At 65.8% G+C, this 25,596-nt stretch carries 19 protein-coding genes; 9 read left to right on the forward strand and 10 right to left on the reverse strand.

The window, feature by feature from the left end; genetic code table 11:
• Nucleotides 1-177: 177 nt before the first annotated feature.
• The 5 genes from dgcB to gbcA all read right to left on the reverse strand — a co-directional run bounded on the left by dgcB (nucleotide 178) and on the right by gbcA (nucleotide 7,845).
• Nucleotides 178-2,160 (reverse strand): dimethylglycine demethylation protein DgcB, encoded by a 1,983-nt coding sequence (gene dgcB, locus ACKI1H_RS04060; protein WP_440468821.1) that lies wholly within the window; start codon nucleotides 2,158-2,160, stop codon nucleotides 178-180.
• Between the two features lie 127 nt (nucleotides 2,161-2,287).
• Complete coding sequence (dgcA, locus tag ACKI1H_RS04065; RefSeq protein WP_440467711.1) at nucleotides 2,288-4,348, reverse strand: dimethylglycine demethylation protein DgcA; 2,061 nt, start codon at nucleotides 4,346-4,348, stop codon at nucleotides 2,288-2,290.
• A 94-nt stretch (nucleotides 4,349-4,442) separates the two neighbouring features.
• Nucleotides 4,443-4,973 (reverse strand): DUF5943 domain-containing protein, encoded by a 531-nt coding sequence (locus tag ACKI1H_RS04070; RefSeq protein WP_440467712.1) that lies wholly within the window; start codon nucleotides 4,971-4,973, stop codon nucleotides 4,443-4,445.
• Nucleotides 4,974-5,102: 129 nt separating this feature from the next.
• Nucleotides 5,103-6,080, reverse strand: a complete 978-nt coding sequence (locus ACKI1H_RS04075; protein WP_081519129.1) for a dipeptidase — start codon at nucleotides 6,078-6,080, stop codon at nucleotides 5,103-5,105.
• Nucleotides 6,081-6,555: 475 nt separating this feature from the next.
• The gene (gbcA, locus tag ACKI1H_RS04080) at nucleotides 6,556-7,845 is read right to left on the reverse strand and encodes a glycine-betaine demethylase subunit GbcA (protein ID WP_440467713.1); all 1,290 of its coding nucleotides are present in this window, start codon (nucleotides 7,843-7,845) and stop codon (nucleotides 6,556-6,558) included.
• 426 nt (nucleotides 7,846-8,271) lie between these two features.
• Between gbcA and gbcB the strand changes: the two genes are divergently transcribed.
• Entirely contained in the window at nucleotides 8,272-9,375 is a 1,104-nt protein-coding gene (gene gbcB, locus ACKI1H_RS04085; protein WP_138523206.1) for a glycine-betaine demethylase subunit GbcB, read from the forward strand.
• A gap of 235 nt (nucleotides 9,376-9,610) precedes the next feature.
• On the opposite strand, the gene fusA is transcribed toward gbcB, so the two are convergent.
• Entirely contained in the window at nucleotides 9,611-11,659 is a 2,049-nt protein-coding gene (gene fusA, locus ACKI1H_RS04090; RefSeq protein WP_440467714.1) for an elongation factor G, read from the reverse strand.
• Nucleotides 11,660-12,570: 911 nt separating this feature from the next.
• On the opposite strand from fusA, the gene ACKI1H_RS04095 reads away from it, so the two are divergent.
• Entirely contained in the window at nucleotides 12,571-12,888 is a 318-nt protein-coding gene (locus ACKI1H_RS04095; RefSeq protein WP_440467715.1) for a heavy metal-binding domain-containing protein, read from the forward strand.
• Between the two features lie 229 nt (nucleotides 12,889-13,117).
• Here ACKI1H_RS04095 and ACKI1H_RS04100 read toward each other — a convergent pair whose 3' ends face one another.
• From ACKI1H_RS04100 to ACKI1H_RS04110, 3 genes are all read right to left on the reverse strand, one after another.
• The gene (locus ACKI1H_RS04100) at nucleotides 13,118-14,161 is read right to left on the reverse strand and encodes a threonine aldolase family protein (RefSeq protein WP_081519125.1); all 1,044 of its coding nucleotides are present in this window, start codon (nucleotides 14,159-14,161) and stop codon (nucleotides 13,118-13,120) included.
• 106 nt (nucleotides 14,162-14,267) lie between these two features.
• Entirely contained in the window at nucleotides 14,268-14,945 is a 678-nt protein-coding gene (locus ACKI1H_RS04105; protein ID WP_138523210.1) for a hypothetical protein, read from the reverse strand.
• A gap of 65 nt (nucleotides 14,946-15,010) precedes the next feature.
• Nucleotides 15,011-15,538, reverse strand: a complete 528-nt coding sequence (locus tag ACKI1H_RS04110; RefSeq protein WP_440467716.1) for a hypothetical protein — start codon at nucleotides 15,536-15,538, stop codon at nucleotides 15,011-15,013.
• 239 nt (nucleotides 15,539-15,777) lie between these two features.
• Between ACKI1H_RS04110 and glyA the strand changes: the two genes are divergently transcribed.
• From glyA to fdhA, 7 genes are all read left to right on the forward strand, one after another.
• Nucleotides 15,778-17,031, forward strand: coding sequence for a serine hydroxymethyltransferase (gene glyA, locus ACKI1H_RS04115; protein ID WP_440467717.1), 1,254 nt, complete (start codon nucleotides 15,778-15,780; stop codon nucleotides 17,029-17,031).
• Nucleotides 17,032-17,154: 123 nt separating this feature from the next.
• Nucleotides 17,155-18,405, forward strand: coding sequence for a sarcosine oxidase subunit beta (locus ACKI1H_RS04120; RefSeq protein ID WP_138523213.1), 1,251 nt, complete (start codon nucleotides 17,155-17,157; stop codon nucleotides 18,403-18,405).
• Between the two features lie 14 nt (nucleotides 18,406-18,419).
• Entirely contained in the window at nucleotides 18,420-18,743 is a 324-nt protein-coding gene (locus ACKI1H_RS04125; protein ID WP_440467718.1) for a sarcosine oxidase subunit delta, read from the forward strand.
• Nucleotides 18,743-21,763, forward strand: a complete 3,021-nt coding sequence (locus tag ACKI1H_RS04130; protein WP_440467719.1) for a sarcosine oxidase subunit alpha — start codon at nucleotides 18,743-18,745, stop codon at nucleotides 21,761-21,763. Before ACKI1H_RS04125 ends, ACKI1H_RS04130 begins: the two co-directional genes overlap by 1 nt.
• A 74-nt stretch (nucleotides 21,764-21,837) precedes the next feature.
• Entirely contained in the window at nucleotides 21,838-22,473 is a 636-nt protein-coding gene (locus ACKI1H_RS04135) for a sarcosine oxidase subunit gamma (RefSeq protein ID WP_440467720.1), read from the forward strand.
• A 55-nt stretch (nucleotides 22,474-22,528) separates the two neighbouring features.
• Nucleotides 22,529-23,386 (forward strand): formyltetrahydrofolate deformylase, encoded by an 858-nt coding sequence (locus tag ACKI1H_RS04140; RefSeq protein WP_184595096.1) that lies wholly within the window; start codon nucleotides 22,529-22,531, stop codon nucleotides 23,384-23,386.
• A gap of 274 nt (nucleotides 23,387-23,660) precedes the next feature.
• Nucleotides 23,661-24,860, forward strand: coding sequence for a formaldehyde dehydrogenase, glutathione-independent (gene fdhA / locus ACKI1H_RS04145; protein ID WP_440467721.1), 1,200 nt, complete (start codon nucleotides 23,661-23,663; stop codon nucleotides 24,858-24,860).
• Between the two features lie 296 nt (nucleotides 24,861-25,156).
• Here the strand turns inward: fdhA and ACKI1H_RS04150 are convergent, their stop codons facing one another.
• A complete protein-coding gene (locus tag ACKI1H_RS04150) occupies nucleotides 25,157-25,552 on the reverse strand; it encodes a lysozyme inhibitor LprI family protein (RefSeq protein ID WP_138523221.1) in 396 nt (131 codons plus the stop codon).
• Between the last annotated feature and the right edge of the window lie 44 nt (nucleotides 25,553-25,596).

The following is a 25,596-nucleotide window of genomic DNA, read 5'->3' on the forward strand; positions in this document are numbered from 1 at the left end:
TACGGGTAATAGCGCTTGCGGACAATTCGGTGCAGTGTGATACCCAGCTGAAGCTGCGATCCGCCGCCGCACGAACGGTCCCCTCTACCTTCGGAGCGGGGCGCGCAGCCAGGGTTAGGGAGAGGGCCTGCGGACTCACAGCCAGCACTGGATTTAATGCGAAGGACGACGCTCTCATCACTGCACCTCCACCGCTGCTTCACGGCGCGCCAGCGAGGGCTTTTTTGCCGACACCTCGGTGGCCTCGATGAGGACCTCGGCAACCAGTTCGGCGATGTCCTTGATTTCCGGGCGCGGTGCGACCACGCCTTCAAGCATCGCGGTGCACTGCGGGCAGCCCACGGCCACCAGCTCGGCGCCGGTTTCCTTGATGTCGGCCATGCGCATGTCGGGAATCCGCTGCTTGCCGGGGATATCGGTGATCGGCGCGCCGCCGCCACCGCCGCAGCAACGCGAGCGGAAGCCGGAGCGGGCCATCTCCTTGACCTCGATGCCGATGGCCTTGAGCACAGCACGTGGAGCTTCGTATTCGCCGTTGTAGCGGCCGAGGTAGCAGGGGTCGTGGTAGGTCACGCTGCCGGCCTTGCTCTGGCCGAGGTTCAGCGATCCCTTCTGCACCAGTTCATCGATGAAGGTGGTGTGGTGCAGCACCTGGTAGTCGCCGCCCAATGCGCCGTACTCGTTCTTGAGCACGTGGAAGCTGTGCGGGTCGCAGCTGACGATGCGCTTGAAGCGGTACTGGGCCAGGGTGGCGATATTGCGTTTGGCCAGGGTCTGGAAGGTGGCTTCGTCACCCAGGCGGCGAGCCACGTCGCCGCTGTCGCGCTCTTCCAGGCCGAGCACGGCAAAGTCGACGTTGGCGGCCTTGAGTATCTTCACGAAGGAACGCAGGGTGCGCTGGTTGCGCATGTCGAAGGCGCCGTCGCCGACCCAGAACAGCACATCGGTCTGCTGCTTGTCGGCCAGCAGTGGCAGGTTCAGGTCCGCCGCCCAGTTCAGCCGCCCGCCGGGCGCGAAGCCGCCGGGGTTGTCGGTGGCGATGAGGTTTTCCAACACCTCGGCGCCCTTGTTCGGGGTCGCGCCCTTTTCCAGGGTGAGGTGGCGGCGCATGTCGACGATGGCGTCGACGTGCTCGATCATCATCGGGCATTCCTCGACGCAGGCGCGGCAGGTGGTGCAGGACCAGAGGGTCTCGGCATCCACCAGCGCCTTGCCGTCCAGCGCGACGATCGGCTGGTGCGGGCCGCCGCTGTGTTCGCCCAGGGGCCTACCGCGGCCGTCAAGGGATGGGTAAGGCGAGCCGGCGAAATTGGCGTCGCTGCCACCGGCCAGGCCGATGACCATGTCCTGGATGAGTTTCTTCGGGTTCAGCGGCTGGCCGGCGGCGAAGGCCGGGCACATGGCCTCGCACTTGCCGCACTGCACGCAGGCGTCGAAGCCGAGCAACTGGTTCCAGGTGAAGTCGGTAGGTTTCTCGACGCCCAGCGGCGCCATGGGGTCCTGCAAGTCCAGCGGCTTCAGACCGGTGGAGCGGCCGCCACCGAAGCGTTCGGCGCGACGGTGCCAGGCCAGGTGCAGGGCGCCGGCGAAGGCGTGCTTCATCGGCCCGCCCCAGGTCATGCCGAAGAACAGCTCGGACACGCCCCAGGCCACGCCGACGGCGAGGATGGCCGCGAGGAACCAACCGCCGAAGCCTTCCGGCAGGATGCCTGCCACCGGCAGGGTGGCGATGAAGAAGCTCGCCGAGAACATCAGCAGGCTTTTCGGCAGACGCATCCACGGGCCCTTTGACAGCCGCGACGGCGGATCGAGGCGGCGCTTGGCGACGAACAGAGCGCCGCAGAACATCAGCGCAGTGGCGGCCAGCAGGGCGAAGCCGAGGATGCGGCTGTGCAGGCCGAAACCATGCACCAGGATCGCCAGCAGCGCGGCGGCGACGAAGCCGCCAGCGGTGGCCACGTGGGTTTTCGACATGTACTTGTCGCGCTCGACCACGTGGTGCAGGTCCACCAGGTAGCGGCGCGGCATCTTCAGCAGGCCGCCAACCCAGTCGACCTCGGCGGGCCGGCCACGGCGCCACATCGCAAAGCGCTTCACGGCGCCCAGCACGGCGAGGCCGAGGGCGCTGAAGAGCAGGATGGGGAGGATGATGTTGAGCATTGTCATGGGTCTCCTCGCAGGGACCGGAGTCGGTGCGGGACGGCCGTAGGATGGGTGGAGCGCAGCGATACCCATGCTGCCTCGACAATCGATGGGTATCGCAGGCTCCACCCATCCTACGGGGGCGTTAGAAGTCCTTGCACAGCCTCAAGGCGTCATAGATCGCCGCGTGGGTGTTGCGCTGGGCCACGCAGTCGCCGATGCGGAACAGCAGGTAGCCATCGCCTGGCTCGCTCAGGCACGGCTGCGGCTTGATGGCGAACAGCGCCTCGACGTCGATCTGGCCCTTGTTGCGCGAGCCCTGCTTGAGCGCGTAGTACAGGCTCTCGTCCGGACGCACGCCGTTCTCCACGACGATCTGGTCGACCACCCGCTCCTCTTTGGCGCCGGTGTATTCGTTCTCCAGCACCGCTACCAGCTTGTCGCCCTCGCGGTAGACCTTTTCCAGCATCAGGTCGCCGGTCATGATCACTTCCTTGGGGTACATGCTGCGGTAGTAGGTCGGGAAGGTGGTGCCGCCGATGGCCACGCCGGGCTTGATGTCGTCGGTGACGATCTCGACCTGGGCACCCTTGTCGGCGAGGAAGTCCGCCACCGACATGCCGCTGAATTCGCAGATGGTGTCGTAGACCAGCACGTTCTTGCCCGGCGCCACTTTGCCGTCGAGCACGTCCCAGCTGCTGACCACCAGCCCGTCGGCAGCGCCCCAGTGCTCGTTCTGCTCAAGGAACGGGTGGCCGCCGTTGGCCAGCACCACCACATCAGGGCGCAGGTCCAGGATGGTGTCGGCGTCCGCGCCGGTGCCCAGTCGCAGGTCGACGTTCAGCCGCGCCAGCTCCAGCTGGTACCAGCGGGTGATGCCGGCGATCTGGTCGCGCTGCGGGGCCTTGGAGGCGGTGGTGATCTGCCCGCCGAGTTGCTCCTTCTTCTCGAACAGGGTGACGTCGTGGCCACGCTCGGCGGCGACGCGAGCCGCTTCCATGCCCGCCGGGCCACCACCGACGACCACGACCTTGCGCTTCACGCCGGTGGTCTTCTCGATGATGTGCGGCACACCCATGTACTCACGGGACGTGGCGGCGCTCTGGATGCACAGCACGTCCAGGCCCTGGTACTGGCGGTCGATGCAGTAGTTGGCGCCGACACACTGCTTGATCTGGTCGATCTGGCCCATCTTGATCTTGGCGATCAGGTGCGGGTCGGCGATGTGCGCGCGGGTCATGCCGACCATGTCCACGTAGCCGCCTTCGAGGATGCGCGTGGCCTGGTTCGGGTCCTTGATGTTCTGCGCGTGCAGCACCGGCACGTTGACCACTTCCTTGATGCCCGCCGCCAGGTGCAGGAACGGCTCCGGCGGGTAGGTCATGTTCGGGATGACGTTGGCCAGGGTGTTGTGGGTGTCGCAGCCCGAACCGACCACACCGATGAAGTCGATCATGCCGGTATCGCTGTAGTACTTGGCGATCTGCTTCATGTCGTCGTGGGTGAGGCCGTCCGGGTGGAACTCGTCACCGCAGATGCGCATGCCGACGCAGAAGTCGTCGCCGACTTCCTTGCGCACGGCCTTGAGCACTTCCAGGCCGAACTTCATGCGGCCTTCGAAGGTGCCGCCCCACTCGTCGGTACGCTTGTTGACGCGCGGGCTCCAGAACTGGTCGATCATGTGCTGGTGCACGGCGGACAGCTCGACGCCGTCCAGGCCGCCCTCCTTCGCCCGGCGCGCCGCCTGCGCGTAGTTGCCGATCACGCGCCAGATCTCTTCCGGCTCGATGGTCTTGCAGGTGGCGCGGTGCACGGGCTCGCGGATGCCCGAGGGCGACATCAGGGTCGGCCAGTTGAAGCCGTCCCAGCGCGAGCGGCGACCCATGTGGGTAATCTGGATCATGATCTTGGCGCCATGCTTGTGCATGGCGTCGGCGAGGTTCTGGAAGTGCGGGATGATGCGGTCGGTGGAGAGGTTCACCGAGCTCCACCACTCCTGCGGGCTGTCGATGGCGACCACGGAGGAACCGCCGCAGATGGCCAGGCCGATGCCGCCCTTGGCCTTCTCCTCGTAGTACTTCACGTAGCGCTCGGTGGTCATGCCGCCATCGGTGGCATACACCTCGGCGTGAGCGGTGGAGAGCACGCGGTTACGGATGGTCAGCTTGCCGATCTGGATCGGCTGGAACATTGCCTCGAAAGCCATTGCGGCATCCTCACGGGATCAGAGGTTTCTTGTTGTCTGGCGGCCTTGGGGCCGCTTGTTCGCGAGCAAGCTCGCTCCTACAAGGAGCGCAAGATCAGAGGGGTTTGACGACGAACAGGCCGTCGTCGTGGCCGTCCTCGGCGCCGCTGTAGACCTGCTCGGCCACGGTGCGGATGTCGCTGCCGCGCGCCTGGAGGATCTGGTCCATGGCGCCGGCGAACCAGCCGGTGAACATGTAGTCGACCTTGCGGTTGACCTTGCCGTAGACGTACACGAAGGCCGAGTGCTTCAGGCGCACCTGGGCAGTGCCCTTGTCGAGGTCGATCTGCTCGATCTGGAACAGGCCCCAGCCGCGCTGGGACAGGCGCTTCATGTAGTGCTCGAAGACTTCCACGCCGACCAGGCCGTGGCACTCGGCTTCCTTCTCGCACCAGTGCCAGGCGGATTTGTAGCCGGCCTTGTAGAGGATTTCGGCGTAGCGCTCGGCGCCCAGCTCTTCCTCGATGCCCATGTGGTTGTTGACGAAGAAGTGCCGCGGTACGTAGAGCATCGGCAGGGCGTCGGAGGTCCAGACACCGGTTTCGCTGTCGACTTCGATGGGCAGTTCGGGGGCGTGTTTGGCCATGTGTGCAACTCCGATTCTTGGCGGGGCCCGCTCGCGCTGGGAGAGGGCCGGGATGTAAGGGATCGCGGGTGAGCGCCGGCGGCCCTCACCCCTGACCTCCCCCGCTGTCGGGAGAGGAGAAAGTTCGCGTTACTCGCCCCAGACTTCGCCGAGGATGCGCACCCAGTTCTCGCCCATGACCTTGCGCACCACGCGCTCGGGCATGCCGCGCTTGAGCAGGGTCTCGGTGAGGTTGGGGAATTCGCCCACGGTGCGGATGCCCAGCGGGTTGACGATCTTCCCGAAGTTGGTGAGGCGGCGGGCGTAACCCTTGTCGTGGGTCAGCCACTCGAAGAAGTCCTGGCCGTGGCCCTGGGTGAAGTCGGTGCCGATGCCGATGGCGTCCTCGCCGACGATGTTCATCACGTACTCGATGGCTTCGGCGTAGTCGTCGATGGTCGAGTCGATGCCCTTGGCGAGGAAGGGCGCGAACATGGTCACGCCGACGAAGCCGCCGTGGTCGGCGATGAACTTCAGCTCGGCGTCGGACTTGTTGCGCGGGTGTTCTTTCAGCCCCGACGGCAGGCAGTGGGAATAGGTGACGGGCTTCTTCGACTCGAGGATGACTTCCTCGCTCGTCTTGGAGCCGACGTGGGACAGGTCGCACATGATGCCGACGCGGTTCATCTCCGCGACGATCTCGCGGCCGAAGCCGGAGAGGCCTCCATCGCGCTCGTAGCAGCCAGTGCCGACCAGGTTCTGGGTGTTGTAGCACATCTGCACGATGCCCACGCCCAGCTGCTTGAAGACCTCGACGTAGCCCAGCTGGTCCTCGAACGCGTGGGCGTTCTGGAAGCCGAAGAGGATGCCGGTCTTGCCCTGTTCCTTGGCCTTGCGGATGTCGGCAGTAGTGCGCACCTGCAGCACCAGGTCGCTGTTGTCGCGGATCAGCTTGCTGCTGGAGACGATGTTGTTCACCGTCGCCTGGAAACCTTCCCACACCGACACGGTGCAGTTGGCGGCGGTCAGACCGCCCTTGCGCATGTCTTCGAACAGCTCGCGGTTCCACTTGGCGATGATCAGGCCATCGATGACGATGCTGTCGGCGTGAAGTTCGGCTGGGCTCATCTTGGCGTCTCTCTATTCAGGCAAGGCTGGTGCGGCGGGACTTGTGCCGACGCTTTGCAGGCAGGATATCCCTGCCCCCGGAGGCGACCCGGTTCGAAAGCGACCAGGGTCATACCGAAAGCGTCAACCTCGCGACATGGGCGACAGCGTTTGCGTCGCGCAGGGGAATGCGTCCCCGCACGAAGGCCCGGAAGCCGCGAATTACCGAGTGAGGTGAGATTCAGAGCCGAGACGTAGGATGGCGTGGAGCGCAGCGATACCCATCAATTCACGACCGCGCCGATGGGTATCGCTTCGCTCCACCCATCCTACAAAGAGCACAGCGACAGGGATCAGCGCTTGCGCCAGCAGGCGAAGAGGTTCCACGCCACCAGGCCGGTGACGAAGGCGGAGCTGCTGTAGAAGAGCATGGCGTCCAAGTGGATTCCTCTTCAACGACAGCGCCCCCGCAAAGGGGGCGCTGGGTGGCGGGGTCTTACTTCTCGGCGACCAGGCGGGCGTGGGCGGATTCTTCGCCCAGGTTGTTGAGCATCCGCTCGCTGTACCAGTCGAGGAAGTTGATCACGCCGAACTCGTAGGTCTTGGAGTACGGCCCCGGCTGGTAGGCGGTGGAGTTGATGCCGCGCTGGTTCTCTTCGGCCAGGCGACGGTCCTGGTCGTTGGTGGCATCCCAGACTTCGCGCAGGCGCGCCACGTCGTAGTCGACGCCTTCCACCGCATCCTTGTGCACCAGCCACTTGGTGGTGACCATGGTCTGCTGCGCGCTGATCGGCCACACGGTGAAGACGATCAAGTGGTCGCCCATACAGTGGTTCCACGAGTGCGGCAGGTGCAGGATGCGCATCGAGCCCAGATCCGGGTTCTGGATGCGGCCCATGAGCTTCTTGCTGCCCTGCTTGCCGTCCATGGTCATGGACACGGTGCCCTGCAGCAGCGGCATGCGCACGATGCGGTTGCGCAGGCCGAAGCTGGCGTGGGCGTAGGGAATCTTCTCGGCATCCCAGGCGGTGGTGCAGGCGGCGACCTGGTCCTTGAACGCCTGGCTGGCGCGCGGGTCGGTGACGTCGTCCCACTCCAGCAGGGTGTTCAGCAGCTCCGGGTGCGAACCGTTGCAGTGGTAGCACTCGCGGTTGTTCTCCAGCACCAGCTTCCAGTTGGCCTTTTCCATCAGCGTGGTCTGTACCGCGACCTTGGTGTTCTCCATGTCGTACGGCTCCATGTAGTGCTCGAGCGTACGCAGGAAGTCATCGATGGCCGGCGGGTTCTCCGACAGCGAGATGAAGATGTAGCCGCCGGCGGTCTTCACGTTCACCGGTTTCAGGCTGTAGTCCTTCATGTCGAAGTCGGCGCCCATCTCGGTGCCGGCGAACAGCAGGCGGCCATCCAGCTCGTAGGTCCACTGGTGGTAGGGGCAGACCAGCTTGGCGACCTTGCCCTTGTCGCTCACGCACAGGCGCGAGCCGCGGTGGCGGCAGACGTTGTGGAAGGCGTGGATCTTGCCCTCGGCGCCCCGCAGGACGATCACCGGGTTGTCACCGATCTGCAGGGTGAGGAAGTTGCCCTTGGCGGGAATCTCGCAGGTCATGCCGGCGATCAGCCACTCCTTGTGGAAGATCTCCTGCATGTCCAGCTGGAACAGGCGCTCGTCGTTGTAGAAGGGCTGCGGCAGCGAGAAGCTGTGGTCGCGGGTGCGCAACATCTCGGCGGTGGCCTTGCGGGCCGGTTCCAGCGGGTCGCCCAGACTCAGGGTAGCGGTGACGTCCATTGCTAGGTCCTCATGCCGCAGCCCGGTCGGGCTGCCGGCGGAAATAAGTGGCTGATACGGTTTGCCACGCAGGGCATTTGCGGCAGGTGTCAGGCGCGCCGAGTGCGCCGTTTCCCGCCGTCTCGCTCAACCTGGGGGTTGCTCGGCATGGAGCTGAGTGTGGGGCCGCGACCGGTGAATACCCTTATCCATGGGCGACACGGCCAGATCATTTCCCGACGCGCAACGGCACGTCCCAGGCGGCAGGTCGCGATAAGCATGCAAATGTCGCTGGCAGGTAAATGCAGCGGGCATCCTCGTGCACACAATCCGCCCCATCAGGCATGCCGAAAGGCCCCGTGCTTTCTACGTCCGCGCGACGCAGGCAAGCGGGCCCCGGCGCTGCCCCATCAGGCCCAGCACGGCCCGCGTGCGCGGAGAGACAGCATGTCGACGAACAACTTCCTCAATCCGGTGAACACCCAGACCTGGGCCAACGGGCGCCACCTGGTGCGCTGCGTGAAGGCCATCCAGGAAACCTGGGATGTGCGCACCTTCTGCTTCATGGCCGACGCGCCGATCATGTTCTTCTTCAAGCCGGGGCAGTTCGTCACCCTGGAGCTGGAGATCGACGGCCAGCCGATCATGCGTTCCTACACCATTTCCAGCTCGCCTTCGGTGCCCTACAGCTTCTCCATCACCATCAAGCGCGTGCCCGGCGGCAAGGTCTCGAACTGGCTGCACGACAACCTCAAGGAAGGCGATCAGGTCCCGGTGCACGGGCCAGTGGGCAACTTCAACGCCATCGACTTCCCCGCGGAAAAGGTGCTGTTCCTCTCCGGCGGCGTCGGCATCACCCCGGTGATGTCCATGTCGCGCTGGTTCTTCGACACCAATGCCAACGTCGACATGGTCTTCGTGCACAGCGCGCGTACGCCCAAGGACATCATCTACCACCGCGAGCTGGAGCACATGAACTCGCGGATCAACAACTTCAAGCTGTACCTGGTCTGCGAGAAGTACGAGATGGGCGAGTCCTGGGCCGGCTACCGGGGCTTCCTGAACAAGGCGATGCTGCAGCTGATGGCGCCCGATTACCTCGAACGCGAGGTCTTCTGCTGCGGCCCGACGCCGTACATGCACGCGGTCAAGCGACTGCTCGAAGCCGAGGGCTACGACATGTCGCGCTACCACGAGGAGGCCTTCGGCCCGACCCCGCCGGAAGTGCGCGCCGACGTGAAGGAGCTGGCCGCCGAAGCGGCCGAGGCGCCGGCCGTGCCCCTGGCCGATCAGAACCTCGTTGAGTTCTGCGAAACCGGCAAGAGCATCCGCGTGGCACCCGGCGAGACCGTCCACGCCGCCGCCGCGCAGCTCGGCCTGCACATTCCCAAGGCCTGCGGCATGGGTATCTGCGGCACCTGCAAGGTGATGAAACGCTCCGGCGAGGTGGAGATGGAGCACAACGGCGGGATCACCGACGAAGACGTCGCCGAGGGCTACATCCTGTCCTGCTGCAGCGTGCCCAAGGGCGACGTGGTGATCGAGTACTGATCACAGCCTGCCCCCACCTGTCCCACACGTTACCCACTGAGTTATCCACAGGCTGAAGGTGTCCCGAGGCAAGCTCGGAGACACCTCTGGCCGAACCGCCTGGCCGCCTCGATCCCGTCTGCAACCCGCATGCCACGTGGCTTTCGCCTTGTGCGCGAGCACGCCGGACAGGCGCGCGCGGAGGCCCAGCCACGGGCCTTTGCGGGCACTGGCTGCGACGAATATCCACATTCGCTCAGTCTTCTTCCGGGGCTGCCTTGTAGCCACTGGAGAGACGTTGCTGCACGTCCTGTGGAACAGCGCTGTAGTGGCTGGAAGAAAGGCTATAGAGGCCCTGGCCGGCAGTGATGGATTTCAGCCGGTTGGCGTAACCATCCAGCTCCGCCAGCGGCACCTGCCCACGCACCAGCGTGACGCTGGCCGACAGCGACTCGGTGCCCAGCACCTGGCCACGGCGGCCGGTCAGGTCGGCGGTGATGTCGCCCAGGTGGGTATCCGGTGTCGTCACCTCGATCTGCATCACCGGTTCCAGCACGATGCCGCCGGCATTGCGCAGCGCATCCAGCATCGCCTTGCGCCCGGCGGCCTGGAAGGCAATGTCCTTGGAGTCCACCGAGTGACTCTTGCCGTCGAAGACCGTGACCTTCACGTCCTCCACCGGGAAGCCTGCCAGCGGCCCGGCCGCCAGCGCCGAGCGCACGCCCTTCTCCACCGAGGGGATGAAATTGCCGGGAATCACCCCTCCCTTGATCGCGTCGACGAAGGCGAAGCCCTCACCACGCGGCAACGGCTCGATGCGCAGGAACACCTCGCCGAACTGCCCCGCCCCGCCGGTCTGCTTCTTGTGCCGGCTGTGCCCTTCCGCCGTGCGGGTGGCGGTTTCGCGGTAGGGCACGGCGGGCGCGCGGGTCTGCACTTCCAGTTTGTACTGCCCGGCCATGCGCTCCAGCAGGTAGCGCAGGTGCATCTCGCCCATGCCGCGCAACACGGTCTGCTGGGTGGAGGCGTTGTAGTCCAGGCGCACACAGGGGTCTTCGGCCTGCAGGCGCTGGAGGATTTCCGCCAGGCGCTGCTCATCGCCACGGCGGCTCGCCTCGATGGCCAGGCCCTGCATCGGCTCGGGGAAGTCCAGCGGTTTGAGATGGATGTGGTCCTCGTCGTGGGAGTCGTGCAGCACCACGCCATAGTCCAGTTCGTCGACCTTGCTCAGTGCGCCGAAGTCACCGGGGATCAGCCACGGCGCCTCTTCGTGCTTCTTTCCCTGCAGGCGCAGCAGGTGGCCGACCTTGAACGGCTTGCGCCCGTCACCGGCAAACAGCTGCATCTCCCGACGGATCGTGCCCTGGTGCACGCGGAACACCGCGAGGCGGCCGACGAAGGGGTCGATCACCACCTTGAAGACGTGGGCGAGGACGTGGGCCTTGGGATCGGGCTGGCAGGCCACCGGGTGTTCACCCCCCTTGTCGTCGCTGCGCAGGAACAGCGGCGGGTTGCCCTCGGTGGGATTAGGCGCGAGACGCGCGAGGATGTTCGCCAGCTCCGGCACGCCGGCACCGGTGCGGGCGGAAACAAAGCACAGCGGAATCAGGTGCCCCTCGCGCAGGGCTCGCTCGAAGGGTTCGTGCAGCGCCTCGGGCGCCACCTCGCCCTCCTCCAGGTAGTGCGCCATCAGCGCTTCGTCGACCTCTACCACCTGGTCCACCAGCGCCTGGTGCGCTTCGGCCACCGAAGAGAAATCCGCCTCACCGTCGGGATTGAAGAAACAATCCACAACCCGGGCGCCACCCTCGGCCGGCAGGTTGATGGGCAATACCTCCTTGCCGAACGACTCGCGCAAACCCGCCAGAAGGCCCGGCAGGTCGATGCGCTCGGCGTCGATCTTGTTCACCACCAGCATCCGGCACAGTCCGCGCTCGCCAGCCCAGTCCATCATGCGGCGGGTGCTCAGCTCGATGCCGTTCTGCGCATTCACCACCACCAGCACGGTTTCCACGGCCGCCAGGGCCGGTAGCGCGTGGCCGATAAAATCCGGATAACCGGGCGTGTCGATCAAGCGAATGTGCGCGCCTTCGTGCTCGAAGTGCACCAGGGCGGCCGCCAGGGAATGGTGGTATTCGCGTTCCATGGGGTCGGAGTCGCACAGGGTGTCGCCACGCTCCAGCGAGCCCATGCTGGGGATGGCGCCGCTGTGTTGCAGCAGCGCTTCGGCAAGCAGGGTCTTGCCGCTGTCGCCGTGGCCGACCAGGGCCACGGTGCGGATCTGTTCCACCGAGTAACTGGACATGCTGAATCTCCCGCCCCCAGGGTGATTGAAGTATAGGCAGCAGCCCCTGTGCCTCTGGACAAATATTGATCAGCCACGCGCGAGCCAGTGGTACTGCGGCATGCAGCGATCCATCCACAACCCACCCACAAGTTCCTGGCAGAACGCTGCACAGCCGATGTGGAAAACCCAGCACAAAATCCGCTGAAAGCCAGTCATGGCGCGACTTTCGCCATTTGATCAAAAAACGTACTGCAACGACTGGGGCGCGCCCCACGTGGCCTCCAGCGATCTGGGTACAGGTTGTCCACACCTTCTGCGGGATTCGCCCCACAGGCATTGTGGAAAGTTTCGTGCAGCCCGCGCGGCTGGGGAAAAGTAGCAGTGGATCAGTCGCTTGCCTGCTGCGCTGATCACTCTTTGAACAACCCCCTGGAAGCCTCGTAGGACATGAGGTTGGCGATGTTTTCCACAGGAGGCGCACAGGAGGGTCAACATAAACCGGGGATAGTGGTGGAAGGATCGTCCACAGAAAAATCGCTGCAATCGATACACAGGCTCGCAAGTGATTGAAAAGGTGGGCTTGATCATAAAATAGCCAGCTTTCGGAAAGCCGCGCGCCATCAGCTTCGCAGGCGCCTCCCAACAGGTTTTCCACAGGTTGGGCAAGCTTGCCTCCACAACGGCTGTGGAGATCTTCACAACCCCTTCCATCACCCCTGAGAGCCAGGAATAGCGGGACTTTCATGAGAATGCGCGATGAAATGGCGCGGTTCACGATAGTGCCCCGCCGCGAACATTTTCCACCAGGTTGTCCACAGCTTTATCACAAGGTTGCCCGCAGATTTTCGCCAAACGCTGAAACACAGCCGGCGGGGCCTTCGGTGGGGTGCGGGGCTATGCTGGATTTCCCCAGCAGAGGAGCCCGTCCCATGATCCTGACCACCACCCCCACCATCGAGGGCAAGACCATCCAGGAATACCGCGGCATCGTGGTCGGCGAGGCGATCCTCGGCGCGAACGTGTTCCGCGACCTGTTCGCCGGCCTGCGCGACATCATCGGCGGGCGTTCCGGTGCGTACGAGAAGGAGCTGGGCAGGGCGCGGGAGATCGACTTCGAGGAGTTGCAGGAGCGCGCCGAGGAGCTGGGCGCCAACGCCGTGGTCGGCATCGACCTGGATTACGAGGTGGTAGGGCAGAACGGCAGCATGCTGATGGTCAGCGTGAGTGGGACGGCGGTGCGCATCTAGCGGTGCTGAGCCTGTAGGAGCGAGCTTGCTCGCGAACCGAATTCCGCCTGCCCCCAAGGTGTGAAGCGAAGGGACGGATGTTCGCGAGCAAGCTCGCTCCTACACCAGGGCCACTGTGATCAAGTTTTGATCAGCAATCTGCAAGCCACGCCACCCGTGGCCTGCAGGCTTTAATCCACAGGTTGGGGACAGGTTGCGCGAGCAACCGTCCCCAGCCCCTGGGGACAACTTATGCGCCCATCACCCTACGAATGTCGGCCGCCAGTTCCTCGACGCGGGCGATTTCGGTGTCCCACGAGCACATGAAGCGCGCGCCGCCGGCACCGATGAAGGTGTAGAAGCGCCAGCCCAACTGACGCAGGGCCTCCAGGGCAGGTTCGGACATCTGCAGGAACACGCCGTTGGCTTCCACCGGAAACATCAGTTGCACACCCGGCACGTCGGCGACGCGCTCGGCCAGCAGTTGTGCACAGCGGTTGGCGTGGCTGGCGTAATGCATCCAGGCGTCATCCTGCAGCACGCCGACCCAGGGCGCGGCGAGGAAGCGCATCTTCGAGGCGAGTTGGCCGGCCTGCTTGCAGCGGTAGTCGAAGCCTTCGGCCAGTTCACGGTTGAAGAACAGGATAGCCTCGCCCACCGCCATGCCGTTCTTGGTGCCACCGAAGCAGAGTACTTCGACGCCGGCCTTCCAGGTCAGCTCGGCCGGGGTAGCGCCGAGGAAGGCGCAGGCGTTGGAGAAGCGCGCGCCATCCATGTGCAGGTGCAGGCCCAGCTCACGGCAGGTGGCGCTGAGCGCCTGCAGCTCGTCCGGGCGGTAGACGGTACCAACCTCGGTGGCCTGGGTGATGGTGACCACGCGTGCCTTCGGGTAGTGGATGTCCTGGCGCTTGAGGGCGATCTCGCGGATCGCCTCGGGGGTCAGCTTGCCCTGGGCATCGGTGCGCGCCAGCAGCAGCTTGGAGCCGTTGGAGAAGAACTCCGGCGCGCCACACTCGTCGGTCTCGACGTGGGCGGTCTCGGCGCAGATCACGCTGTGATAGCTCTGGCACAGCGCCGCCAGCGCGAGGGAGTTGGCCGCGGTGCCGTTGAAGGCGAAGAAGACTTCGCAGTCGGTCTCGAACAGCTCGCGGAAGTAGTCGGAGGCGCGGGCGGTCCACTGGTCGTCGCCATAGGCGCGTTCGTGGCCGCGGTTGGCCTCGGCCATGGCCGCCCAGGCTTCGGGGCAGATACCGGAATAATTGTCGCTGGCGAACTGTTGGGTGTTGTCGGTCATGGTGCGGCCTCGGAAAACGTTGTGCGTCAGGCAGCAGCGTAGCAACGGATAGTCGCCCGCCGCCGGAGGGCGCAGGCCTCCCGCTGAGGGGAGGCCGCGGGATGGATCAGGGCAGCTTGGTCAGCGCCATCTGCTCGGAGATCGGCACGAACAGTTCGCGCAGGGACTGGGCGGTACCGCCGTTGGGCTTGTCCGGCGAGGTCATGTTGAGCACGTAGCGGCCCTTGATCAGGCCAGTCAGGCTCGACTCGCCAGCCTTGTCATCCGGCCCCGGTACGCTGATGGCCAGCGGGTCGCCCATGCGGGTGCTGTCGATCACCGGCAGGTACTGCTCGCCGCCGAACTGCGCGGCGGTGCCGTTCTGCAGCGCGGCCTGGCGCGCCTGGTTGAGCAGCGAGACGTTCTTGGCGGTGGTGTCGCGCAGCTTGGCCTGGGCAGCCAGGTACTGTTTGGCAGCCTCGCCCTGCTGGTCGGCGCCCGGCGCCGGCAGGCCGGTGTCGGTCAGGGTCACGACCAGGTGCTGGCTGCCATCGGCCTTGCCGTAGACGATGGTGGCGTCGTCGTAGCCGCACTCGCGGGACAGGTAGGGATAGCCGTAGATGGCCTTGGTCGGCGGCAGCGCCTTCTCCAGAACATGGCCGGTGCAGCTGTCGCCGGCCGGGGTGGCAGCGCCGGTGCTGGCGGCTTCGGGAGCAGCGGCCTTGGCGGGCTGGCTGTCGTCACCGCAGCCCTGCAGCGTCGCGGTGAGCAGCAGGGCGGAAAGCAGAGTCAGGGAACGGTTCATGGCGTCCTCGCATTTCGTGAGACGCGCAGTTTATTCCGTTGGCCCAATGGTTCCTATCGGCAGCTTCATTGCGCGGGTTCGCAGCGCCAGCGACCAGCCTTCTCGTCGTAGCCCGCCTTGATGACAGCCAGCCCGTCGCCGCGTGCCTCCAGGCAGAAGGTCTTCATGAAGGTCGCCCGCTGGCCGTCGCCGGCGCTGTCGTGCCCGCCGACGGTGACGCTGTACAGGCCAGGCTCCAGCAGCCGCGCCGGGGTTTTCTCGCGGAAGCCGGCAATAGCCCGGCCATAGGCGAAGCAGGTGTCGCTGCGCAGCGACACGCCCTGGGTCGGTTCGATACTGGCCGACGACCAGAACGGCTCGTAGGGTTCGCGGGAGACTTCGATGTACTGCACCGCCACTTGCCGTTCGTCCACCTGCAGCGTGCGGTTGAAGAACAGGCCGGGCGACTTGAACGCGGCCCCGCCAAAGCACAGGGTCCGGTCCTGCATCCAGACGTTGGCGTCGCCGTCGAACAGGCGCGACATGCCCCAGGCCGACAGCGAGGGCGTCAGCAGGGCAAGACACAGCGAACTCACGAGAAAGCCGCGCTTCATTCACTTGGCTCCGCAGGCCGCGCCGTCCTGGCGCGGGCATGTCGCATTCTGACCAGCCGCCGCGAGCAATTCCACGCACCCGGTCGCTTTTACGTCGTTCGCAGCATGTCGCAAACGCACCTACCCACGACGTGCGCAGGCATCTGGTCCGGCAGGGCCAGTCATACCATCGCTGCCAAGGGGGCCAATTGCGTCCCGCACCAGCCATGGCGCTCCAGCGCGCCGCAGGGAGACCAGCGATGTTCAGCAAGCAAGACCAGATCCAGGGTTATGACGACGAACTGCTCGCGGCGATGGATGCCGAGGAAGCGCGCCAGGAGGACCACCTCGAGCTGATCGCTTCGGAGAACTACACCAGCAAGCGCGTCATGCAGGCCCAGGGCAGCGGGCTGACCAACAAGTACGCCGAAGGCTATCCGGGCAAGCGTTACTACGGCGGCTGCGAGCATGTGGACAAGGTCGAGCAGCTGGCCATCGATCGCGCCAAGCAGCTGTTCGGCGCCGACTACGCCAACGTCCAGCCGCACTCCGGCTCCTCGGCCAACTCCGCCGTGTACCTGGCGCTGATCAACGCCGGCGACACCATCCTGGGCATGAGCCTGGCCCATGGCGGCCACCTGACCCACGGCGCCAAGGTCTCCTCCTCCGGCAAGCTGTACAACGCCGTGCAGTACGGCTTGAACACCGACACCGGACTGATCGACTACGACGAGGTCGAGCGCCTGGCCGTGGAACACCAGCCGAAGATGATCGTCGCCGGCTTCTCCGCCTACTCCAAGACGCTGGACTTCCCGCGCTTCCGCGCCATCGCCGACAAGGTCGGGGCGCTGCTGTTCGTCGACATGGCCCACGTCGCCGGCCTGGTCGCCGCTGGCCTGTACCCGAACCCGCTGCCCTACGCCGACGTGGTCACCACCACCACCCACAAGACCCTGCGCGGCCCCCGCGGCGGCCTGATCCTGGCCAGATCCAACGAAGAGATCGAGAAGAAGCTCAACTCGGCCGTCTTCCCCGGCGCCCAGGGTGGCCCGCTGATGCACGTGATCGCTGCCAAGGCGGTGTGCTTCAAGGAAGCGCTGGAGCCCGGCTTCAAGGACTACCAGGCCCAGGTGATCAAGAACGCCCAGGCCATGGCCCAGGTGTTCATCGAGCGTGGCTACGACGTGGTTTCCGGCGGCACCGACAACCACCTGATGCTGATCAGCCTGGTGAAGCAGGGCCTGACCGGCAAGGAAGCGGACGCCGCCCTCGGCCGCGTCGGCATCACCGTGAACAAGAACGCCGTGCCGAATGACCCGCAAAGCCCGTTCGTCACCTCCGGCATCCGCATCGGCACCCCGGCGGTCACCACCCGTGGGCTGAAGGAAGAACAGTGCCGCGAGCTGGCCGGCTGGATCAGCGACGTACTGGACCACCTGGGCGACGCCGACGTGGAGGCGAAAGTCGCCACCCAGGTCGCCGGCCTGTGCGCGGATTTCCCGGTCTACCGTTGAGATTCCCGGCAGCCCCTTGTAGGAGCGAGCTTGCTCGCGAACCAGCCCCGTCGCGAGGCCATTCGCGAGCAAGCTCGCTCCTACGAAGGGCGACACGGCGACTAGAGATTTCAGGAGCACCCCATGCAACGCTACTCCGGCTTCGGCCTGTTCAAGCACTCCCTGAGCCACCACGAGAACTGGCAGCGCATGTGGCGCACGCCCACGCCCAAGCCGGTGTATGACGTGGTCATCGTCGGCGGCGGCGGGCACGGCCTGGCCACTGCCTACTACCTGGCCAAGGAGCACGGCATCACCAACGTCGCGGTGATCGAGAAGGGCTGGCTGGGCGGCGGCAACACCGCGCGCAACACCACCATCGTGCGTTCCAACTACCTGTGGGACGAGTCGGCGCTGCTCTACGAACACGCCATGAAACTGTGGGAAGGCCTGTCCCAGGACCTGAACTACAACGTCATGTTCTCCCAGCGCGGCGTCTACAACCTCTGCCACACCCTGCAGGACATGCGCGACGGCGAGCGCCGCGTGAGCGCCAACCGCCTCAACGGTGTGGACGGCGAACTGCTCAACGCCCAGCAGGTGGCCGAAGAGATTCCCTACCTGAACTGCACCAAGAGCGCCCGCTACCCGGTGATGGGTTCCACCGTGCAACGCCGTGGCGGCGTGGCCCGTCACGACGCCGTGGCCTGGGGCTTCGCCCGTGCCGCCGACGCCCTGGGCGTGGACCTGATCCAGCAGACCGAAGTCATCGGCTTCCGCAAGCAGGACGGCGCCGTGATCGGCGTCGAGACCAACCGCGGCTTCATCGGCGCCAAGCGCGTCGGCGTGGTCACCGCCGGCAACTCCGGGCACATGGCGATGCTCGCCGGCTTCCGCCTGCCGATCGAATCGCACCCGCTGCAGGCGCTGGTCTCCGAGCCGCTGAAACCCATCATCGACAGCGTGATCATGTCCAACGCCGTGCACGGCTACATCAGCCAGTCGGACAAGGGCGACCTGGTCATCGGCGCCGGCATCGACGGCTACAACGGCTATGGCCAACGCGGCTCCTACCCGGTGATCGAACACACCCTGCAGGCGATCGTCGAGATGTTCCCGGTGCTCTCGCGCGTGCGCATGAACCGCCAGTGGGGCGGCATCGTCGACACCACCCCGGACGCCTGCCCGATCATCGGCAAGGCCCCGGTGAAGAACCTGTTCTTCAACTGTGGCTGGGGCACCGGCGGCTTCAAGGCCACGCCCGGCTCGGGCAACGTCTTCGCCGCCACCCTCGCCAAGGGCGAGCCGCATCCGCTGGCCGCGCCCTTCTCCATCGAACGCTTCCACACCGGCGCGCTGATCGACGAGCACGGCGCTGCGGCCGTAGCTCACTAAAGAGGGCATTAACCATGTTGAACATCTTCTGCCCTCATTGCGGCGAGCTGCGTTCCGAAGAGGAATTCCACGCCAAGGGCCAGGCGCACATTCCGCGTCCGCTCGACCCGGCCGCCTGCACCGACGCCGAGTGGGGCGAGTACATGTTCTTCCGCGACAACCCGCGCGGCATCCACCACGAGCTGTGGGTGCACGCCGCCGGCTGCCGCCAGTACTTCAACGTCACCCGCCACACGGTGACCTACGAAATCCTCGAAACCTACAAGATCGGCGAAAAACCCAGCATCACCGCCGCCGAGAAGAAATCCGCCGTCCAGCCCGCCGTGGAGAAGGCCTAATGAGCCAGATCAATCGCCTGTCCCGTGGCGGTCGCATCGACCGCAACAAGCCGCTGACCTTCAGCTTCAACGGCCAGAGCTACCAGGGCTTCGCCGGTGACAGCCTGGCCGCCGCGCTGCTGGCCAACGGCGTCGACATCCTCGGCCGCAGCTTCAAGTACTCGCGCCCGCGCGGCATCGTCGCCGCCGGCGCCGAAGAGCCCAACGCCATCCTGCAGATCGGCTCGCGCGAATCCACCCAGGTGCCCAACGTGCGCGCCACCCAGCAGGCGCTGTACAGCGGCCTGGTGGCCACCGCCACCAACGGCTGGCCGAACGTGCAGAACGACCTCATGGGGATCTTCGGCAAGGTCGGCGGCAAGCTGATGCCGCCCGGCTTCTACTACAAGACCTTCATGTACCCGCAGTCCATGTGGCTGACCTACGAGAAGTACATCCGCAAGGCTGCCGGCCTGGGCCGCGCGCCCACCGAAGTGGACCCGGACAGCTACGACTGGATGAACCACCACGCTGACGTGCTGATCGTCGGCGCCGGCCCCGCCGGCCTCGCCGCTGCCCTGGCCGCCTCGCGCAGCGGTGCGCGGGTGATCCTCGCCGATGAACAGGAAGAGTTCGGCGGCAGCCTGCTCGACACCCGCGAAACCCTCGATGGCAAGCCGGCCGAGGAGTGGGTGGCCCAGGCCATCACCGAGCTGGAAGGCAACCCGGACGTGATCCTGCTGCCGCGCGCCACGGTCAACGGCTACCACGACCACAACTTCCTCACCATTCACGAGCGCCGCACCGACCATATCGGCGAGACCGCTCCCCTGGGCCAGGTGCGCATGCGTGTACACCGCGTGCGTGCCAACCGCGTGGTACTGGCTGCCGGCGCCCACGAGCGCCCGCTGGTCTACGCGAACAACGACGTGCCGGGCAACATGCTTGCCGGCGCCGTCTCCACCTATGTACGCCGCTACGGCGTGGCACCGGGCAAGAAACTGGTGCTGTCCACCAACAACGACTACGCCTACCGCGTCGCCCTGGACTGGCAGGAAGCCGGTCTGCAGGTGGTCGCCATCGCCGACGCCCGCCCCAATCCGCGCGGCGAATGGGTCGAGGAAGCGCGCAAGCGCGGCATGCGGGTCATCACCGGCAGCGCAGTGATCGAGGCACGCGGCAGCAAACGCGTAAGCGGAGCGAAGGTCGCCTCCATCGACACCTTCCGCCACAAGGTCAACGCGCCCGGTGAGTGGCTGGACTGCGACCTCATCGCCAGTTCCGGCGGCTACAGCCCGGTGGTGCACCTGGCTTCGCACCTGGGCGGCAAGCCGGAATGGCGCGAGGACATCCTCGCCTTCGTGCCCGGCCTGGCCTTCCAGAAGCGTATCTGTGCCGGCGCGGTGAACGGCGTGTTCCGTCTCGCCGATGCCCTGGCCGACGGCTACCAGGCCGGCAGTCAGGCCGCAGTCGACGGCGGCTTCAAGGCCGTCGAAGGCGAGCTGCCGGTGGTTGCCGAGCGTGCCGAGGACGCCACCCTCGCGCTGTTCCAGGTGCCCCACGAAAAATCCACGGCGCGCGCACCCAAGCAGTTCGTCGACACTCAGAACGACGTCACCGCCGCCGCCATCGAACTGGCCTGCCGCGAGGGCTTCGAGTCCATCGAGCACGTCAAGCGCTACACCGCGCTGGGCTTCGGCACCGACCAGGGCAAGCTGGGCAACATCAACGGCCTGGCGATCGCCGCCCGCGCCCAGGGCAAGAGCATCGCCGACACCGGCACCACCATGTTCCGCCCCAACTACACCCCGGTGACCTTCGGCGCGGTCGCCGGCCGCCACTGCGGCCATCTGTTCGAGCCGGTACGCTTCACCGCCCTGCACGCCTGGCACGTGAAGAACGGCGCCGAGTTCGAGGACGTCGGCCAGTGGAAGCGCCCCTGGTACTTCCCCAAGCGCGGCGAAGACATGCACGCCGCCGTGGCCCGCGAATGCCGCGCCGTGCGTGAGTCGGTCGGCCTGCTCGACGCCTCGACCCTGGGCAAGATCGACATCCAGGGCCCGGACGCCCGCGAGTTCCTCAACCGCGTCTACACCAACGCCTGGACCAAGCTGGACGTGGGCAAGGCTCGCTATGGCCTGATGTGCAAGGAAGACGGCATGGTCTTCGACGATGGCGTCACCGCGTGCCTGGCCGACAACCACTTCGTCATGACCACCACCACCGGCGGCGCGGCGCGCGTGCTGGAGTGGCTGGAGCTGTACCACCAGACCGAATGGCCGGAGCTGAAGGTGTACTTCAGCTCGGTCACCGACCACTGGGCCACCCTGACCCTGTCCGGCCCCAACAGCCGCAAGCTGCTGGCCGAGGTCACCGACATCGACCTGGACAAGGACGCCTTCCCCTTCATGACCTGGAAGGAAGGCAAGGTCGCCGGCGTCCCGGCGCGGGTGTTCCGCATCTCCTTCACCGGCGAGCTGTCCTACGAGGTGAACATCCAGGCCAACTACGCCATGGGTGTGCTGGAAGCCATCGTCGCCGCTGGCGCGAAGTACAACCTGACGCCGTATGGCACCGAGACCATGCACGTCCTGCGCGCCGAGAAGGGCTTCATCATCGTCGGCCAGGACACCGACGCCTCGGTCACCCCGGACGACCTGAACATGGGTTGGGCAGTCGGTCGTACCAAGCCCTTCTCCTGGATCGGCTGGCGCGGCATGAACCGCGCCGACTGCCAGCGCGAGGACCGCAAGCAGCTGGTCGGCCTCAAACCCACCAACCCGATGGACCTGCTGCCCGAAGGCGCGCAACTGCTGTTCACCCCGCAGCACACCGTTCCGGCGACCATGGTCGGCCACGTCACCTCCAGCTACATGAGCAGCAGCCTGGGCTACAGCTTCGCCCTGGCGGTGGTGAAGGGCGGCATCAAGCGCCTGGGCGAGAAGGTCTATGCCCCGTTGGCCGATGGCCGGGTGATCGAGGCGGAAATCTGCAGCTCGGTGTTCTACGACCCGAAAGGCGAACGGCAGAACGTGGATTGATCCCTCGCGCCCGCTCCCCACAGGGGGCGGGCTGACCGATTTCCAGGCGCAGCGCGCCCCAAGGTGAACAGAACATGAGCAAAGCCAACCTCTACCAGCAACGCCCCGCCGACGGCATCCAGGCCGAATCGCCCCTGCACCACGCCGAGCTGGACAAGCTCGCCGCGCGCAAGGTGGCCAACGCCGGCGTGACCCTGCGCGAGAAGACATTCCTCGGCCACCTGACCCTGCGTGGCGACGCCCACGACCCGGCCTTCGCCGGCGGCGTGCACAAGGCCCTGGGCCTGGAGCTGCCGGTGGCCCTGGGCCTGGTGGCCAAGGGCGACACCTCGCTGCAGTGGCTCGGCCCGGACGAGTGGCTGCTGATCGTCCCCGGCGGCGAGGAGTTCGCCGTCGAACAGCGTCTGCGCGAAGCCCTCGGCGAGGACCTGCATTACTCGGTGATCAACGTCAGCGGCGGCCAGACCCTGCTGGAGCTCGAAGGCGCCAAGGTGCGCGAAGTGCTGATGAAGTCCACCGGCTACGACGTGCACCCGAGCAACTTCCCGGTGGGCAAGGCGGTGGGTACCAACTTCGCCAAGTCCCAGCTGGTGATCCGCCATACCGGCGAGCACACCTGGGAGCTGGTGGTGCGCCGCAGCTTCTCCGACTACATCTGGCTGTGGCTGCAGGACGCCTGCGCCGAGTACGGCCTGCAGGTAGCGGCGTAACAGGCGTCGATTCCCCTCGCTGCTTCGGCGAGGGGAAATCCTTCGGAGTCAGACCATGAGCCGCACCCCCGATACCTGGATCCTCACTGCCGACAGCCCGAGCCTGCTGGGCACGGTGGACGTGGTCACGCGCTACCTGTTCGAACAGCGCTGCTACGTCACCGAGCACCACTCCTTCGATGACCGCCTGGCGCAGCGCTTCTTCATTCGCATCGAATTCCGCGCCGGCGACGGCTTCGACGAGGCCGCCTTCCGCGCCGGCCTCGCCGATCGCGTCTCGCCCTTCCAGATGAACGTCGAACTGACCCCGCCGGGCTACCGCAGCAAGGTGGTGATCATGGTCTCCAAGGCCGACCACTGCCTGAACGACCTGCTCTACCGCCAGCGCATCGGCCAGCTGCCGATGGACGTGGTGGCGGTGGTCTCCAACCACCCGGACCTGGAGCCGCTGGCGCGCTGGCACGGCATTCCCTACCACCACTTTGCGCTGGACCCGAACGACAAGGGCGCGCAGGAGGCGAAGGTCTGGCAGGTGATCGAGGAAACCGGCGCCGAACTGGTGATCCTCGCCCGCTACATGCAGGTGCTCTCGCCCGAGCTGTGCCGCCGCCTGGACGGCTGGGCGATCAACATCCACCACTCGCTGCTGCCCGGTTTCAAGGGCGCCAAGCCCTACCACCAGGCCTACCAGAAGGGCGTGAAGCTGGTCGGCGCCACCGCCCACTACATCAACAACGACCTCGACGAGGGCCCGATCATCGCCCAGGGCGTCGAGCCCGTGGACCACTCCCACTACCCCGAGGACCTGATCGCCAAGGGCCGCGACGTGGAGTGCCTGACCCTGGCCAAGGCCGTGGGTTACCACATCGAGAAACGCGTGTTCCTGAACGCCAATAGGACAGTGGTGCTGTAAGCACAGCCCGTACCTGTAGGGCGCATAACGCCACAGGCGTTATCCGCCATGACGCCTGCAACGGCGGATGGATGGGGCTCATCCGCCCTACGTGTCACCTCGGAGTGTGCGCGCGCTGTATAGAGCGCCCTCTCCCTAGCACCGAGCAACACCGACAGCCCAGCCGGCTGCCAGCAGTACCGACCGGCCCTGTCGCGCAACACACGACATCCCAGTGCAAAACCGCGAGCCGCAGGGCCCGCCTTTGTACCCACAAACACAATGAGGAATGCGTATGTCTGGCAATCGTGGTGTGGTTTATCTCGGCCCGGGCAAGGTCGAAGTACAGAACATCCCCTATCCGAAGATGCAGGACCCGCAGGGCAAGCAGATCGACCATGGGGTGATCCTGCGCGTCGTTTCTACCAACATCTGCGGCTCCGACCAGCACATGGTCCGTGGCCGTACCACCGCGCCGGAAGGCCTGGTGCTGGGCCACGAGATCACCGGTGAAGTCGTCGAGATCGGTCGCGGCGTGGAAACCATGAAGATCGGCGACCTGGTCTCGGTGCCGTTCAACGTCGCCTGCGGCCACTGCCGCACCTGCAAGGAGCAGCACACCGGAGTCTGCCTGACGGTCAACCCCGCCCGCGCCGGCGGCGCTTACGGCTACGTCGACATGGGTGGCTGGGTCGGGGGCCAGGCGGAATACGTGCTGGTGCCCTACGCCGACTTCAACCTGCTGAAACTCCCCAACCGCGACGCGGCCATGGAGAAAATCCGCGACCTGACCTGCCTCTCCGACATCCTCCCCACCGGCTATCACGGCGCGGTGACCGCTGGCGTCGGTCCGGGCAGCACCGTCTACATCGCCGGTGCCGGTCCGGTCGGCCTCGCTGCCGCCGCCTCGGCCCGCCTGCTGGGCGCCGCCGTGGTGATCGTCGGTGACGTCAACCCGACCCGCCTGGCCCACGCCAAGGCGCAGGGTTTCGAGATCGCCGACCTGTCCAAGGACACCCCGCTGCACGAGCAGATCGCCGATCTGCTGGGCGAGCCGGAAGTGGACTGCGCGGTCGACGCGGTGGGCTTCGAGGCCCGCGGCCATGGCCATTCGGGGTCGCAGCACGAGGCTCCGGCCACCGTGCTGAACTCGCTGATGGGTGTGGTGCGGGTAGCCGGCAAGATCGGCATTCCGGGCCTCTACGTCACCGAGGATCCGGGCGCGGTGGACGCAGCGGCCAAGCAGGGTTCGCTGAGCATCCGCTTCGGCCTGGGCTGGGCCAAGTCGCACAGCTTCCACACCGGCCAGACCCCGGTGATGAAATACAACCGCCAGCTGATGCAGGCGATCATGTGGGACCGCATCAAGATCGCCGATGTCGTCGGAGTGGAAGTCATCACCCTCGACCAGGCGCCCAAGGGCTACGGCGAGTTCGATGCCGGGGTGCCGAAGAAATTCGTCATCGACCCGCACAACCTTTTCCGCGCCGCCTGACGGCGCAACCGACCCCGGCCGCGACTCCACTTCCGCGGCCGTCTCTCCAGGGGAGCCGCAAGGCTCCCTTTTTTTGTCCGCTCGGCCGGGGCGTGTAGGAGCGAGCTTGCTCGCGAACCCGCCCAGCACCGGCACAACCGGGAAATCCGTTCGCGAGCAAGCTCGCTCCTACAGAAGATCCGTCACGGCTTGGCGCAGGAAAGATACGTAGGATGGGTGGAGCGCAGCGATACCCATGCTGGCGGTGCCGAGAATTGATGGGTATCGCTGCGCTCCACACCATCCTGCAAATCCGATCAGGGCTTGGGCGCGGGGCAGTTGAAGTCGCCTTCCTGGCAGTCGGACAGCGTCTGCAGTTCCTTGATGCGGTTGTCCGTCATGGCCTTCAGGCAATTGCTGTAGGCCATCGGATAGCCCGAGCCACCCTCGACGCTGGACGTCTCGAACTTGCAGCTGAGGTCACGGTAGGTCAGCCAGGCCTTCTGCGCAGCGGTCAGGGCCTTCTTCTGCCCGGCATCCAGGCGCTGGCGATACTGCCCGTAGAGATCGTTGAGACGCTTGTCGCTGGCCTTGTAGGCGGCGCCGGTACAGGCATTGATCTCGCCCTGGGTCTTGGCGTCGGCACAGTCCTCGGCGGCTTGGGCGAAGGAAGACATGGCCAGCAGGCCAAGGGGAAGGAGCAGCAACTTCATGGGGACGCTATCCGTTGTCTTGGATGGAGTCCCCACTCTAGCCG

The sequence above is a fragment of the Pseudomonas sp. YH-1 genome (genome assembly GCF_051990045.1).
GTDB classification, from domain to species: Bacteria; Pseudomonadota; Gammaproteobacteria; order Pseudomonadales; family Pseudomonadaceae; genus Pseudomonas; species Pseudomonas nicosulfuronedens.

Bases quoted from the DNA above. Each gene is read 5' to 3' on its own strand.
- dgcB (WP_440468821.1), bottom strand. From the start codon at position 2,160: ATGCTCAACATCATCCTCCCCATCCTGCTCTTCAGCGCCCTCGGCCTC.
- dgcA (WP_440467711.1), bottom strand. From the start codon at position 4,348: ATGGCTTTCGAGGCAATGTTCCAGCCGATCCAGATCGGCAAGCTGACC.
- ACKI1H_RS04070 (WP_440467712.1), bottom strand. From the start codon at position 4,973: ATGGCCAAACACGCCCCCGAACTGCCCATCGAAGTCGACAGCGAAACC.
- ACKI1H_RS04075 (WP_081519129.1), bottom strand. From the start codon at position 6,080: ATGAGCCCAGCCGAACTTCACGCCGACAGCATCGTCATCGATGGCCTG.
- gbcA (WP_440467713.1), bottom strand. From the start codon at position 7,845: ATGGACGTCACCGCTACCCTGAGTCTGGGCGACCCGCTGGAACCGGCC.
- gbcB (WP_138523206.1), top strand. From the start codon at position 8,272: ATGTCGACGAACAACTTCCTCAATCCGGTGAACACCCAGACCTGGGCC.
- fusA (WP_440467714.1), bottom strand. From the start codon at position 11,659: ATGTCCAGTTACTCGGTGGAACAGATCCGCACCGTGGCCCTGGTCGGC.
- ACKI1H_RS04095 (WP_440467715.1), top strand. From the start codon at position 12,571: ATGATCCTGACCACCACCCCCACCATCGAGGGCAAGACCATCCAGGAA.
- ACKI1H_RS04100 (WP_081519125.1), bottom strand. From the start codon at position 14,161: ATGACCGACAACACCCAACAGTTCGCCAGCGACAATTATTCCGGTATC.
- ACKI1H_RS04105 (WP_138523210.1), bottom strand. From the start codon at position 14,945: ATGAACCGTTCCCTGACTCTGCTTTCCGCCCTGCTGCTCACCGCGACG.
- ACKI1H_RS04110 (WP_440467716.1), bottom strand. From the start codon at position 15,538: ATGAAGCGCGGCTTTCTCGTGAGTTCGCTGTGTCTTGCCCTGCTGACG.
- glyA (WP_440467717.1), top strand. From the start codon at position 15,778: ATGTTCAGCAAGCAAGACCAGATCCAGGGTTATGACGACGAACTGCTC.
- ACKI1H_RS04120 (WP_138523213.1), top strand. From the start codon at position 17,155: ATGCAACGCTACTCCGGCTTCGGCCTGTTCAAGCACTCCCTGAGCCAC.
- ACKI1H_RS04125 (WP_440467718.1), top strand. From the start codon at position 18,420: ATGTTGAACATCTTCTGCCCTCATTGCGGCGAGCTGCGTTCCGAAGAG.
- ACKI1H_RS04130 (WP_440467719.1), top strand. From the start codon at position 18,743: ATGAGCCAGATCAATCGCCTGTCCCGTGGCGGTCGCATCGACCGCAAC.
- ACKI1H_RS04135 (WP_440467720.1), top strand. From the start codon at position 21,838: ATGAGCAAAGCCAACCTCTACCAGCAACGCCCCGCCGACGGCATCCAG.
- ACKI1H_RS04140 (WP_184595096.1), top strand. From the start codon at position 22,529: ATGAGCCGCACCCCCGATACCTGGATCCTCACTGCCGACAGCCCGAGC.
- fdhA (WP_440467721.1), top strand. From the start codon at position 23,661: ATGTCTGGCAATCGTGGTGTGGTTTATCTCGGCCCGGGCAAGGTCGAA.
- ACKI1H_RS04150 (WP_138523221.1), bottom strand. From the start codon at position 25,552: ATGAAGTTGCTGCTCCTTCCCCTTGGCCTGCTGGCCATGTCTTCCTTC.